We start from the raw sequence: 14,144 nt of genomic DNA on the forward strand, positions 1-14,144 counted from the left end.
TTGAAAAGATTTACAAAAAGTAATGGGGTTTTAATTCTCCTGTAACCTTGATGAAATAAATTTCGGGTAGTATAGGAATAGAAATTGACCCCCTTTTAAAGATATAATCCTTTTTAAAGCACAGGCCCATGCCTGTGCTCTTTTTTTTCGTAAATACAGTATGTTTTGAAGAAGTTTTTTGGAAATCTGTATTCATTGTGGCTCTAAGACAAAAATAGTATAATAAAATGAATAAGAAAAGCACGTTAGCCAGCCTTTACTTTTAGCGATTACATGAAAAAGGCGGCAGCGGCATGATTTTGGAAATTAGAGGTGAAATGTGTTGCAGCGAGTCACGAACTGTGTGTTACTGAAAGACGATAAAGTATTGCTTTTGCAAAAGCCGAGAAGAGGCTGGTGGGTGGCTCCGGGCGGAAAGATGGAGCCGGGTGAATCAGTGAGGGACTCGTGCATCCGTGAGTTCAGGGAAGAAACAGGCATCTATCTGCGCAATCCGAATATTAAAGGCATCTTTACGTTCATCATGAAGGATGGCGAAAAGGTTGTACAGGAGTGGATGATGTTTACTTTTCTGGCTACAGCTTCTGATGGGCTGAACCTGGATGAATCAGAGGAAGGCAAGCTTCGCTGGCATCCGTTTTCAGAGATAAAGAATCTGCCGATGGCAGCCGGTGATTCGCATATTCTGGAGTATATGATTCATGGCCAGGGAATGATTTATGGAACGTTTACGTATACGCCGGATTTTGAATTGCTTAGTTACAGGCTGGATCCAAGCTGAATTTGACAGAAACAGGGGGAAATAAAAATGAGTACGGGTGCAGTTAATGATACTCAAATGGTGATTATTACGGGAATGTCCGGGGCAGGGAAAACAGTAGCCATCCAAAGCTTTGAAGATCTTGGCTTCTTCTGTGTAGACAATTTGCCGCCGACGCTGCTTCCTAAATTCCTTGAACTGATGAAGGAATCCGGGAATAAAATGAATAAAGTGGCATTGGTGATGGATTTGCGCGGCCGTGAGTTTTTTGACCACCTGTTTAAAGCGCTCGATGAATTGTCCGAGACATCCTGGGTCACTCCGCAGATTTTATATCTTGATGCCGATGATTCGACACTTGTCAGAAGATATAAAGAAACAAGACGATTCCATCCCCTTGCACCATCAGGATTGCCTCTTGAAGGCATCAAGCTTGAACGGGAGCTGCTCGAGGAATTAAAAGGCAGGGCCCGGCTGATTTATAATACATCACAAATGAAACCGAGGGAATTGCGCGAGAAAATTCTTACGGAATTCTCATTGAATAAAAAAACCATATTTACGGTTAACGTCATGTCTTTTGGCTTTAAGCATGGAATTCCGATTGATGCGGATCTGGTATTCGATGTCCGGTTCCTTCCGAATCCCCATTATATTGAGCATATGAGGCCGAAGACAGGATTAGATGAAGAGGTATCGGGCTATGTGCTTAAATGGACTGAAACCAGTAAATTTCTTGAGAAGGTTACGGAGCTGCTGAGCTTTATGCTTCCGCATTATAAGCGGGAAGGAAAGGCTCAATTGGTGGTGGCAATTGGCTGTACGGGAGGCCAGCACCGTTCAGTAGCTCTGACGGAATATATTGCAGACTACTTCAGCAAGGAATACAATACGGTAATTACCCACCGTGACATCGACAGGAGAAAGGAAAACATCAAATGAACCGACAGCCAAGAATCGTCATCATCGGCGGAGGAACCGGGCTGCCTGTCCTCTTAAGGGGATTGAAGCAGTACCCTGTTGATATTACTGCCATTGTGACAGTAGCCGACGACGGCGGCAGCTCAGGAAGATTGCGAAATGATCTTCATATCCCGCCGCCCGGTGACATCCGCAATGTGCTGGCCGCTCTTTCAGACGTAGAGCCTCTCATTGAGGAGATGTTCCAGCACCGCTTTGCGACATCCAATGAATTGTCCGGGCACTCGCTTGGCAATTTAATTCTCGCGGCAATGACCTCGATTACAGGAAACTTTGTTCATGCGATCCAGGAAATGAGCAAGGTGTTAAACGTAAGAGGAAAGGTGCTGCCGGCTGCTAACCAGAGTGTGGTCCTTCATGCTGAAATGGAAGACGGGACCATCGTATCGGGAGAATCAAAGATTCCTTATTCCGGCAAAAAAATTAAGCGGGTATTTTTAACTCCTAAAAATATTAAAGCTCTGCCTGAATCACTGCAGGCAATCAGACAGGCTGATATGATCATTATTGGGCCTGGAAGTTTATATACCAGTATTCTTCCGAATCTGCTTGTCCCTAAGCTGGGAAGGGAAGTCTGTCATTCGAAAGCGAAAAAGGTGTATATATGCAATTTAATGACACAGGCAGGCGAGACGCTCGACTATACAGCAAGCGATCATGTAAAAGCACTCTATGATCATATGAGCTGTGCTTTTATCAATACCATCCTGGTAAATAATGAAGAAATTCCTCCCCAAATTCAGGAGCGGTACAGCGAGGAAATGGCAAGGCCTGTTGTGTATGATACAGGTGCTTTAGCCGAATTGGGCCTTGATATTATGCACGGTGAAATTGTCAGCCATGAAGGCGGGATCATTCGACATGATACAAAAGAAGTCGCCCAAATGCTTTATAATTTAATTTTGCATGAAACCAATAGGCGTTTTAACGCGTAATATAAAGATGTAAAAGGGCTTTTGACAGTAAAAAATAAACTGTGCATACGTTTGCTCAGTGAAGAATATCTTTTTATATGTCTCTGGTTTAGCACTTTTACGGATAGGGGGTGAAGGGATGTCTTTCGCTTCGGAAACGAAAAAAGAATTGACGAACCTGGAATTAAAAGACTGCTGCGGCAAAGCGGAATTGTCCGCCTTGATCCGGATGAATGGTTCACTTTCTTTTTCCAGCCGGAAATTGATTGTGGATATTCAGACGGAGAATGCAGCCATTGCACGAAGGATTTACACACTGATTAAAAGGAATTACAGCGTTCAGGTCGAGCTGCTGGTCCGGAAAAAAATGCGGCTGAAAAAGAACAATGTATATATTGTCAGGCTGTCAGAACAGGCCAGCATGATTCTTGATGACCTGAAAATTTTAAGTGAGGGATTCGTATTTACTCACGATATCTCTAAAGAGCTCATAAAAAAGAAATGCTGTAAGCGTTCTTATCTGCGCGGTGCATTCCTCGCCGGGGGATCGGTTAATAATCCGGAAACCTCCTCCTATCATCTGGAGATCGCTTCACTTTACAAAGAGCATAACGACTCCCTTTGTGAACTGATGAATACGTTTGGACTGAACAGCAAAACGCTTGAACGGAAAAAAGGCTATATCACGTATTTAAAGGAAGCCGAAAAAATAACTGAATTCCTGAATATTATCGGGGCACATGCATCTCTGCTCCGGTTTGAAGATATCCGGATTGTCCGCGATATGAGAAACTCGGTCAATCGACTCGTGAATTGTGAAACAGCGAACTTGAACAAAACAATCGGGGCTGCCTTGCGCCAAGTGGAGAATATCCGGTTTATTGACCAGACAGTTGGACTTCAGGTTCTGCCTGACAAACTGAGGGAAATTGCTGAATTGCGTGTAGCATACCAGGATGTCACCTTAAAGGAGCTTGGGGAAATGGTTTCAGGCGGAAATATCAGCAAATCAGGCATTAATCACAGATTAAGAAAAATAGACGAAATCGCTGAGAAACTCAGGGCAGGAAGCACCATAGATGCTCACTGACAGAGGCATCAGCAGGGAGGAGATATAAAATGGCAGAGAAACAGGTAGAAGTTAAGCTAAAGACAGGATTGCAGGCCCGCCCGGCGGCATTGTTCGTACAGGAGGCCAATCGGTTCTCATCCGATATTTTCCTGGAGAAGGATGGAAAGAAGGTAAATGCGAAAAGCATTATGGGGCTAATGAGCCTTGCTGTAAGCTCAGGATCAGTCATTACCCTGAAGGCTGAGGGGAACGACGAAAACGAAGCTCTCGAAGCACTTGCAAACTATATTCAGAAGGAAAATTAAAACAACTCGCATCGGGAAGATGCGAGTTGTTTTTTTGCGTCTTTTATTTATCCTTTTTCTCATCCAAGGAGTTTCTGGAAATGATCTGGTCAACCAAACCGTATTCAAGAGCTCTTTCAGCTGTCATAAAATTATCGCGGTCTGTGTCTTTTGCAATAACTTCAAGCGGCTGTCCAGTGCGCTCTGAAAGGATAGTGTTTAATTTTTCGCGAAGGAAAAGGATGCGCTTAGCGGCGATTTCAATTTCAGTCGCCTGACCCTGTGCACCGCCAAGTGGCTGGTGAATCATAACCTCAGCATTTGGAAGAGCAAAACGCTTTCCTTTTTCACCTGCAGCAAGAAGGAATGCACCCATTGATGCCGCCATACCGATACAAATGGTTTGTACCTTCGGCTTGATGAATTGCATCGTATCATAAATAGCCATACCAGCTGTAATGCTTCCGCCAGGGCTATTAATGTAAATGGAAATGTCCTTTTCAGGGTTTTCTGCTTCAAGGAATAACAGCTGGGCAACAATGGAGTTTGCCACATTATCATCAATTGCGCTTCCGAGCATAATGATGCGGTCTTTTAAAAGGCGGGAGTAAATATCATAAGCGCGCTCCCCGCGATTTGTTTGTTCAATAACTGTAGGGATTAAGTTCATTTTCCAATTCCTCCTTCAAAATAAGGTCAACATACAAGCTGAACAAGCATGTTCTTCCAAGTAAAGAAAATTTTTTTAACTCCTATGTATTATCATGATACACTGATGGTCAATTAAGGTCAAACGAATCGCATGGAAATAACCCCTTATTCGTTCGACACTTTTTTCTGTGATGTTCTATCTCATTCCATGATACCCATTGTTCCGATTTTTAAAACTAAAAGGAGCTTGCAAAGTGAATAAACATAGCATATAATTAGTTATCGTAGCGGCTGAGCGCCTGGTCGCCAATTAATATAATCCATGCCCTCGTGGTGCAACGGATAGCACGTAAGATTCCGGTTCTTGAGATGTGGGTTCGATTCCTGCCGAGGGCGCTAGATATTACAGTGTTTCTGCGAAGTTTTATTCGTGGAAATGCTGTTTTTTTATGCCTATTTTTAACCACGAAATTTACCACGCAATACAAAAAACGCTCCTTACTGAATTGTAAAGGAGGTTTCCATTATCAAGAGAAGAAAATCCGTCTCAAATTCCACAGTGAAACAATCACTCAAAAAATTAGAAGAAGAATCATCTTTGCAACAATCAACTTTTGCAAATGCTTCCCTTGAATTTTTAAAGCATTGTCGAATCAAAGGCTTATCCTCTGAGACAGTGAAATTTTATCAGAAAGAATTAAAACAGACCTTGAGAGGGTTGGCTGATATTGAAGCCCCTGTGAATGATATTCGCAAAATTTCAACTGAACACATCGAAAATTTTATAGAATATCAGCAAGAAATTGGCTATCAATACGATTAATGCACGTCTTAGGGCAGGAAGGACATTCTTCAATTTCTGTCACAGGAAGAAATATATCAATAAAAATCCTTATGATGGTGTACAGCAACTTAGGATACGTCATGAAGTAGGGGCAACCTTTACTAAGCGACAATTAAAAAAACTATTAGATGCACCTGATACCACTTCCTTCATTGGGCTGCGTGATTTAGCCATAATGCTTACATTTGCTCATACAGGTATTAGGCTTACAGAATTAACCTCATTACGCATACAAGGCGTTTCATTTGATGATAAAGGAGCAATTAATGTCCAACGTGCCAAGAACCGTTACGCACGCAGAATACCCCTTACAGCCCGTCTAAGGACAGTATTGAAGGCTTATATAGAAGAACGTGGAGTATTAGACCATGATTCTCTATTTATATCGGTTGAGACAAAACGGTGTCACAACTTAAGTTAAGAAACAAAATCTTCTTTAATTAATGTAATATTTAAAATGATGATAAATGTCACCTTCAAAGTACCGTATAATTTACTAATTATGTAAATTTTAGGTTGTTTTAGTATAGTCTATTTAAATAGGGTGAACTTCTTGGAGAATGATAATGGTAAATATGGGTGTTTGATTTTTGTTATTATTATAATAATAGCTGTAAATGTTGTTAATTTCTTTGATCCAGATGCTCATAATGAAAGATACGGCGACGATGAACCTGAGAGTAATGGAAATTATATAAACGAAGATGACTATCGAATGTGTATAGAATTAGGTGGAAATGGTAATTCTTGTAATTAGGTAGAAAAAACGTTAGTTAAATGGTATTTTCCTTTAGTCCATCTCATACGAGGTGGTCTTTTTTTGTTAGTGTCATAACTTAATGAAACACATGAAGAATCATTGATTAATTTAGAAACAGACCACTTGAGTCTTTACTTAGATGTTGCTAATCCAAGATACATAGTGTTTCATTCAGCAAATTCAACAAAAAAACTGACCCATTTATAAAGAAATTTTACAGTGCTAATGGTTATGATAGCATTTGGCTACCAGTTCCTTTATTGTTACAAACGGTTGATTTCGGTAGATTTTGGGGAATGGGAGTATCGTTTCAACAAGCTTTAGAAGAACCAAGCGATGATGAAGTTAATGGACGAGATGATACTCAAGATGTTTCCTTAACTGTGAAGAGACATTTTGCTAAGACATTTTTTGAGACGCTTATAAACTCAGATATCAACAGTATGCTTGGAATATCCAAAATCTCGATATTGAGGGGTGAGAGGGACAGAAATTCGGACGAAGATAATAAGTTTATCATTGACGATATTAAATACAATGGTAAGTTGACTGCGAAAGGAAACTCTTTTTCAAGGCATTCGAGATTGGTTTATGAACTAGTGAATTTATATGGCGGTGTTATAGATAAATTTGAATCGTATGCTTTGTCTTTTGAGGAAGGATATTTAGCTGGAAATCCTTTTACCATTACATTTAGTAAGAAAATTGATCCCGAAAAATTAGTTGATTTGATGTTCAATGGAAATGAGCCATTTAGACTATGGGGTATTGAAGATGAAACAGGTAACAAGCAGTACCGTGTGTATGCAGTGGATATTCATAATGGAAACATGGGAAATAAATTAACTTTTGAAATTACCTCGGACTACATTAGAGTGTCTTTACCAAAATACTCATGTGGTAATACTCTGCTACGATTATTTGCAAATTTAAACCACTATGTTGATGCGATGGCTAGATTGGAGGTTATTGATTATGAGCTTAAAGTCGACTTATCTCGAACAAGACTTGGTTAATATTCTAGCAAGTATGACTTTTAATCTTCCTGGCTATCCACGTCACTTTTTTGAAACTGGATATAAGATTGAATTTATTGAAAAAGAATTCGATGTCACACAAGATAAAAAAGTTAGGGAGTTAAAGTTTGATATTGTTTTAAATAATTATGAGAAGAATCATTCCTTGGCTTGTGAATGTAAAAGCGGAGGAACAGAGCCAGACCAGTTAGAAAGGTACAATAAACTAAGTTCAGAAGAATTGGTAAGAGTTGGAGGAGTCTCCTCTGGTGATCCTGCTTTACATACACATGATATTACTTTGGTTTTCAATCACGTTAATAAAGATCAAATAGACGAAGAGACAAAAGGCTATAATTTTAGTGGTTTATCAGTTTTGAAGGATACGGAAAATCCAACAACGATTGAATTGGTTAAGGGAAACTTTCAAGATGATGACCTTGCTGCTTATTTTACAGAGCCAATAAGGTATCCCAATTTTGTCCATGAGATTTTCAAAGTAGGTGGCCAGTCTCCATTATTTAAGTATGTAAAATTAATTGCTGCAGAATTGGTTTCATTCTCTGTTAATGGAAAAGAGTGTTTTGAAGTTTCCGATCTTGCTCCTGGAGTGTATTCCTCAGTTCCTGGTTTATATAATCCTGCTAGGATAGGGAAACAGATGCGAAGGGATATTGAAAATAAGATAGAGAGAGCCTTGATTGAAGGAAGTAATTACGAATTGAATGAGTACTTCTCATGGGATAAGAGCTTAAAGGCAGGAAAGTTATTGAAGATTAAACCAGGCTGTAAGCCAATAAACTTTAAACAGTTTAGAGAACAAGCGGAACAAATGGCGGAAAGAATGAGGAAAGGGGAAACTCCTCCTGCAATATTCAGACCTAGAAAAACATCTGCACATCCCGACCAAACCGCATTGGATCTGTTTCCTAAGTCAGTGTAGCGGATTACAACAGGGTTTTAGTCAGATAATTGTGTTGAATTAAAAAACTCACGCTAAAGTATGAGTTTAAGTAATACTATTCATCGAAGTTATTAAAGTAATCCTCTAATTCTTGTAAAGATGGAGCTATCTTGTAAAAAAAATTGCCATTGCCGTCGGACATTTCAACTTCTGGCCATGGAATGCTTTCGTAAATGTCCGACATTTGTTCTGGGCTACCGCCTAACCTAAACCTAACTCTATCGGGCTGGGTAACAGCAATATATGCTTGCCCGCTTTTATGGCTCATAGTCATGAAGACGGAATACTTGCCTTGTGTACCTAAGATAGCTAGGTTTGCAGGATAGTATACCGTATCATTGCATGGGGTAGGCAGAGCAATCAAATCACGAATCTGCTCTGATCTTGGTAAGTTTCCTTTTCTCATATTCATCACCACCTTAATAATAGTTTAATTTTCACCAATTTAGGAAAAATTTTCAAATATTTTTAACCTCTAAGCAAACCTTCGTGATATACATTAGGTATCTATTAAAAACTGAAATTTTTAAATTGAAGATATTCTCATTATTTGTTATAATTTTACTGTCTTATCAATTTTGTGATAAGAGGAGAAGGTTTGGCATTGTCAAGTTCGGCAATGTAAATAATTAAGTTCGCTGCTAAGGTCACCATAAGGTCAACCAGCATATCAGTGATCATATTACCCATCCCTTCCACAATCCAATAGACAATTATTTGTTTAATTAGATTGTACCGTATAAGTGGAAACGAGTTAGCCCTACTGTATGATTGTGACTGCGTAAAAGGTACTATTAATAGACTATTACCTTTTGCTGGTTATAAACCTACAGGTGAGAAAGTGTATGCTAGGGAGGTTTTCTGATGTATCAGAGTAATAGGCTACAATTACATAATCTCCCCAGCTCTTCACAAATAGACATGAAGAAATACCGTTCTAAAGGTTACCTTCATTTTGATAAAAGAATAAAAATTGAGCATGTTTATCGAAAAATCCAAGATCCAAATTGGGTTACTGAACATGCTTTTTTGCCATTCATTCATTATAAGATTAAGTTAAATAAGTATACAGTAAAGCAGGGGATAACTTCTAAGCAACTTAGGTTATTTAAAGACCAAAGATTTCTTAAGTATAAAAAACCAAAAGAGCGAATGATATATTATGCATCGCACCTAGATAGCTTTATTTACAAGTTCTATGGTGAGCGTTTAAATGATGCATATAATTTATATGCCAAAGAAAACGGCATTGATGATGTTTCAATTGCCTACAGAAATAATAAATTGGGTAAAAGTAATATCGATTTTGCCAAAGAAGTGTTCAAATACATTCTAGATCAAGATAAAGCTGTGATTATAGCATTGGATTTTACTAGTTTTTTTGACAATCTTAATCACAAAGTACTAAAAGAGAATATTAAAACAGTTTTAGCACTCAAGGAACTACCTTCGGATTTTTACAAAGTATTTAGAAGCATTACGAGGTTTAGTTACATAGATAAGAAAGTCATTGATGAATATTTGATTGGCAAATATGGAGAAAAACAATATAAGAAGATAAAGAAAAAGGGGACATTGAAAAGGTTCATGAGTCCCGCTGAATTTAGAGACTTCAAAAAAGAGAGAATTAAGATTCATAAAGAAGATTTCGGTATTCCACAAGGGTCTGGTATGAGCGCAGTATGTTCCAATATCCATCTAATCAATTTTGATGCCAGTCTAAATGAATGGGCTGAAAACAAGGGAGCATTGTATAGAAGGTACTGTGACGATTTGATCCTTGTTATCCCGTACTCCAAAGACCGGAAACTAGAGATCAACAATCTAATAACAGAGGTTTACCAGATAATTAATAAATATCATGATTTAAAGATTCAAGAGGAAAAAACAGAGATACGGGTCTATGATTGTGGAAGAATTAAAAATCAAAATGGAGAATTAGATAAGATTGATTATTTAGGTTTTATCCTAGATGGTGAAACCATAAAAATTAGAGAGAAAAGCGTGTTTAAATTTTACAGTCGTGCATACAGAAAAGCGAAGATCTCTAGGGAAAGTACTGTAAGGAGAGGTATTAAGACATACCGATGGAAGTTATATAAACTTTATACACATTTAGGATATGACTACAAGGGTTATGGTAATTTCATTTCGTATGCATTAGAAGCTCATGAGAAAATGGTAGATTTACCTGTTCGGATTTTAATTAAAAACCAAGTGAGAAGGCATTGGAGTAAAATTCAAGGTAAGTTACTAAAAAGAAAGTAACTAGAACTGTTGTTAGTAGTTAGTTGTATCAAAGGGCGGGGCTTTATTCATATGAGCCACCGCCCTTTCTATTTAGCCTATTTGCTGTTTAATCCGCTAACTTTAGAAATATCTTAGATTAGTTGTCTGCTAAGAGGTGTTCTTTAACAAAAACGATATTCACCAGCCTACCGAAGTCCTTAATGAAATATCGATTTTATTAAATATCTCAATATTAAATAACAGAGTCTTCAACTGGTATACCCTAATTTTTGTAAGTGTATAGTATAATGGTTATATATAATTATCAAGAAAACGGTGATAACAGTGAATAGCAACTTTTCATTTTTACAAGGGAAATGGGATGTACTTGCTAACCTAGGTGAAACAGCGGAGAGAAATGTATATCAAGACCCACACACGACAATCATGAAGCTCCGCTTGTTTGCGGAGACGTTAACTAAATTTGTTCTTGCAGCGGAGAACATTAAAGAGGCATATGGAACGAATCAAATCGATCGAATTAATACACTAAGACGTGAAGGTTTACTTGAGCCAGAGTTGATTGATATCTTTGAAATTTTACGTAAAAAAGGAAATTTGGCAATGCACGAAGCTGGCTATGGGAAATCCGAAGATGCCAAAGCTTTGCTCCAATTAACCTTCCGCTTATCTACTTGGTTTATGGAGGTATATGGTGATTGGGATTTCCAAGCGCCAGAATATATAGAACCGAAGGAAGAAACCGGAGTAGATACGAAAAAGCTTCAACAAGAATATGAAGAAAAGGTTAAGAAGATCGAAGAAGAGCTAGAAAAAGTTCGTCAAAAAGCTGAAACTGAAAAAGAGGAAGCTAGATTAGAACGTAAGCGGAAATCGAAGATCTTTATTCGCCGCCAACACTTGACGGAGGTAGAAACAAGGACGATTATTGATGGGAAACTTCGTGCGGCTGGCTGGGAAGTAGACACTTCTGAATTAAACCATCATAAGAATGGTACTTTACCCCAGAAAAATCGTAACATGGCAATCGCTGAGTGGAAGGTAAATGGTGGAAGGGTTGACTATGCTTTATTTATTGGTCTAAAGCTAGTTGGTTTTATTGAAGCAAAAGCAAAGAAAAAAACAATTCCTGGGGCTTTGGAAAGTCAAACCAAGGTTTATGCAAAAAATGTTGTGCGAGTAGATAATGAAGTTATTGCATCTACAACTACTGAATACAAAATACCATTCTTGTACGCAACGAATGGCCGACCTTATTTAAGACAGCTACAAGAGGAGTCAGGTATTTGGTTTTGGGATTCTCGTAAACCTTTAGAACATGCACGCCCCTTAGAAGGGTGGCATTCTCCTGCCGACTTAGAGCTTCTACTCAGTCAAGATGATCAGGATGCTACTAAGCGACTAGAGGAAGAGGATATTACTAAGTTCGGTTTACGTCATTATCAACAAAGTGCCGTCCTAGCGGCTGAGATTGGTCTAATTGAAGGTAACCGTAGAATGCTGATTGCCATGGCAACAGGCACTGGTAAAACTCGTACTGCTATTGCACTTATGTATCGTTTAATTAAATCGAAAAAATGCCGTAGAATATTGTTTTTAGTAGATCGTAACTCACTTGGAGTTCAAACAGAAGACGCTCTAAAAGATACGAAGATTGAAGGTTACTCATTTTCTGATATATATGATGTAAAGTCGTTGGATGATATAACTCCAGAGGTGGAAACGAAAGTTCACATTGCAACTGTTCAAGGAATGGTAAGGAGACTCTTCTATAGTAGTGATAGTGAAAAGCTTCCTAGTGTCGGACAATATGATTTTATTATCGTGGATGAGGCACATCGAGGCTATACCAGCGACCGTGAAATGTCTGAAGAAGAATTAGAGTTCCGTGATCAAAATGACTATGTAAGTCAGTATAGACGTGTTTTGGACTATTTTGATGCCGCAAGCTTGGGTCTAACAGCCACTCCTGCACTTCATACTACTGAGATATTTGGAATGCCGATCTATAAATACTCTTATAGCGAAGCAGTGCTAGATGGATATTTAGTAGACCATGAGCCTCCATACTTGTTTAAAACTGAACTATCCAAAGCCGGAATCGTCTTTGAGAAAGACGAGAAAGTAGAAGTATACGACGTTGATAAAGGTGAAATCCAGTTAGAAAAATTGGAAGACACAGTTCGATTTGAAGTGGAACAATTTAATAAGAAAGTAATCACTGAGCCGTTTAACCGTGCAGTTTTGAGTAAGTTAGCGGATTATATTGACCCAACAGGAAAAGAGAAGACTCTCATTTTTGCCGCAACAGACCAACATGCTGATTTGGTCGTTCGTATCTTAAAAGAGGCTTTTACTGAGCGTGGGGACGAAATAGAAGATGATGCCATTGTTAAGATTACTGGATATATCTACAAGCCTCTTGAAGCAATTAAACGGTTCAAGAATGAAAGGCTACCCAATGTAGTTGTTACAGTAGACCTACTTACGACTGGTATCGATGTTCCCCCGATTACAAATTTGGTGTTTTTACGAAGAATTCAATCTCGTATACTTTATGATCAAATGCTTGGGCGTGCGACTCGACTGTGTCCTGAGGTTGGAAAGACTCATTTTAATATCTTCGATGCCGTGGGTATTTATGATAGATTACAAAGCTATACAGAGATGAAACCTGTTGTAAAAAAACAAAATTATAGCATTGGTGATTTGTATGAATCCCTTACAAACGCTGCCACAGAAGAGGAAGCTTCATTCTATCGTGAACAGCTAGTTGCCAAGATTCAACGTAAAAAACAAAGGTTGGATGAAGAGGGCAAGAAGAAGTTTGAGGAGTTATCCAATGGCAAAGATGTCGATGAGTGGATTCATGAAGTAAAATCGTATACACCTCATGTTGCAAAACAACATGATATGTTATTTGAATACATGGAGACATATAGAGTTACAGGTGAAAAAAGATATATTTCTAACAAGGAAGATAAAGTGGATGACGTCATTAGGGGATACGGCGAAGGGAACAAGCGACCAGAGGATTATTTAGACGGTTTTGTTAACTTTATCAAAGAAAATATAAATGAAATTCCTGCCCTTCATATCGTGTGTACAAGACCGAAAGATCTAACGAGAAAAGATTTACGTGAATTGATTACGATTCTTGAAACGAAAGGGTTTAAGCAGTCACATCTTCAAACAGCTTGGAAACAGACTAAGAACGAAGACATTGCTGCTGATATCATTAGCTTTATTCGACAAGCTGCACTAGGTGAAGCACTTGTAGATCATGAAACACGAATTAAGCAAGCGATGCAGAAAGTCTATTCTCTCCATGAGTGGACACCAAGGCAGAAGAAGTGGCTTGAGAGGATTGAAAAACAACTACTTCAAGTACCAGTACTTGCTCCTACACCACAAGATGCCTTTTCAGAAGAGCCTTTTCTTAGTCAAGGTGGATATAAGTTGTTAAAACGTGAGTTTGGTGACTTTATTGATACTGTTGTTAACACAATAAATGATAACCTCTATATTAGTTGAAAATGTGCCTCTTCATAGAGGCATTTTTTAAGTTATAATTAATAAGTTGTACTAACTAATTCAAGTAGGTTAAACAGAATAAAATATAAAAAATAAATATTGAGACAGTTGGAG

At 38.4% G+C, this 14,144-nt stretch carries 14 protein-coding genes and 1 tRNA gene; 13 read left to right on the plus strand and 2 right to left on the minus strand.

Going from position 1 to position 14,144, the window contains the following annotated elements:
- Positions 1-322 precede the first annotated feature (322 nt).
- The 5 genes from PBF_RS08565 (at position 323) to PBF_RS08585 (ending at position 4,032) form a co-directional block, all read left to right on the plus strand.
- Entirely contained in the window at positions 323-781 is a 459-nt protein-coding gene (locus tag PBF_RS08565; RefSeq protein ID WP_035329286.1) for an 8-oxo-dGTP diphosphatase, read from the plus strand.
- Between the two features lie 27 nt (positions 782-808).
- Positions 809-1,702 (plus strand): RNase adapter RapZ, encoded by an 894-nt coding sequence (gene rapZ, locus PBF_RS08570; protein ID WP_035329287.1) that lies wholly within the window; start codon positions 809-811, stop codon positions 1,700-1,702.
- The gene (locus tag PBF_RS08575) at positions 1,699-2,676 is read left to right on the plus strand and encodes a gluconeogenesis factor YvcK family protein (RefSeq protein WP_035329288.1); all 978 of its coding nucleotides are present in this window, start codon (positions 1,699-1,701) and stop codon (positions 2,674-2,676) included. The genes rapZ and PBF_RS08575 overlap by 4 nt, the downstream gene beginning before the upstream one ends.
- Positions 2,677-2,794: 118 nt before the next feature.
- On the plus strand, positions 2,795-3,745 hold the full coding sequence (gene whiA, locus PBF_RS08580) for a DNA-binding protein WhiA (protein WP_035329289.1): 951 nt from the start codon (positions 2,795-2,797) through the stop codon (positions 3,743-3,745).
- Between the two features lie 29 nt (positions 3,746-3,774).
- Positions 3,775-4,032 carry an HPr family phosphocarrier protein gene (locus tag PBF_RS08585; RefSeq protein WP_009331822.1) on the plus strand — a complete coding sequence of 86 codons (258 nt, stop codon included), beginning with the start codon at positions 3,775-3,777 and terminating at the stop codon, positions 4,030-4,032.
- Positions 4,033-4,075: 43 nt separating this feature from the next.
- Here the strand turns inward: PBF_RS08585 and clpP are convergent, their stop codons facing one another.
- Complete coding sequence (gene clpP / locus PBF_RS08590; RefSeq protein WP_035329290.1) at positions 4,076-4,681, minus strand: ATP-dependent Clp endopeptidase proteolytic subunit ClpP; 606 nt, start codon at positions 4,679-4,681, stop codon at positions 4,076-4,078.
- Positions 4,682-4,986: 305 nt separating this feature from the next.
- Between clpP and PBF_RS08595 the strand changes: the two genes are divergently transcribed.
- From PBF_RS08595 to PBF_RS08620, 6 genes are all read left to right on the plus strand, one after another.
- Positions 4,987-5,058 (plus strand) — tRNA-Arg (locus PBF_RS08595).
- A 202-nt stretch (positions 5,059-5,260) separates the two neighbouring features.
- Positions 5,261-5,485 (plus strand): hypothetical protein, encoded by a 225-nt coding sequence (locus PBF_RS08600; RefSeq protein WP_035329291.1) that lies wholly within the window; start codon positions 5,261-5,263, stop codon positions 5,483-5,485.
- The gene (locus PBF_RS27185) at positions 5,466-5,927 is read left to right on the plus strand and encodes a tyrosine-type recombinase/integrase (protein ID WP_051488841.1); all 462 of its coding nucleotides are present in this window, start codon (positions 5,466-5,468) and stop codon (positions 5,925-5,927) included. The genes PBF_RS08600 and PBF_RS27185 overlap by 20 nt, the downstream gene beginning before the upstream one ends.
- Before the next feature lie 132 nt (positions 5,928-6,059).
- Positions 6,060-6,263, plus strand: a complete 204-nt coding sequence (locus tag PBF_RS08610) for a hypothetical protein (protein WP_035329292.1) — start codon at positions 6,060-6,062, stop codon at positions 6,261-6,263.
- A 299-nt stretch (positions 6,264-6,562) separates the two neighbouring features.
- Positions 6,563-7,282 (plus strand): hypothetical protein, encoded by a 720-nt coding sequence (locus tag PBF_RS08615; RefSeq protein WP_051488842.1) that lies wholly within the window; start codon positions 6,563-6,565, stop codon positions 7,280-7,282.
- A complete protein-coding gene (locus PBF_RS08620; RefSeq protein WP_051488843.1) occupies positions 7,242-8,225 on the plus strand; it encodes a hypothetical protein in 984 nt (327 codons plus the stop codon). The genes PBF_RS08615 and PBF_RS08620 overlap by 41 nt, the downstream gene beginning before the upstream one ends.
- A 76-nt stretch (positions 8,226-8,301) precedes the next feature.
- Here PBF_RS08620 and PBF_RS08625 read toward each other — a convergent pair whose 3' ends face one another.
- Positions 8,302-8,652 (minus strand): hypothetical protein, encoded by a 351-nt coding sequence (locus PBF_RS08625; RefSeq protein ID WP_035329293.1) that lies wholly within the window; start codon positions 8,650-8,652, stop codon positions 8,302-8,304.
- Positions 8,653-9,110: 458 nt separating this feature from the next.
- On the opposite strand from PBF_RS08625, the gene PBF_RS08630 reads away from it, so the two are divergent.
- Together PBF_RS08630 and hsdR are read left to right on the plus strand one after the other, a co-directional pair.
- Positions 9,111-10,514, plus strand: a complete 1,404-nt coding sequence (locus tag PBF_RS08630) for a reverse transcriptase domain-containing protein (protein ID WP_051488844.1) — start codon at positions 9,111-9,113, stop codon at positions 10,512-10,514.
- Between the two features lie 306 nt (positions 10,515-10,820).
- Positions 10,821-14,030 carry a type I restriction-modification system endonuclease gene (hsdR, locus tag PBF_RS08635; protein ID WP_035329294.1) on the plus strand — a complete coding sequence of 1,070 codons (3,210 nt, stop codon included), beginning with the start codon at positions 10,821-10,823 and terminating at the stop codon, positions 14,028-14,030.
- The last annotated feature ends 114 nt before the right edge of the window (positions 14,031-14,144 follow it).

The organism is Cytobacillus firmus DS1 (assembly GCF_000565285.1).
Classification (GTDB): Bacteria; Bacillota; Bacilli; order Bacillales; family Cytobacillaceae; genus Cytobacillus; species Cytobacillus firmus_A.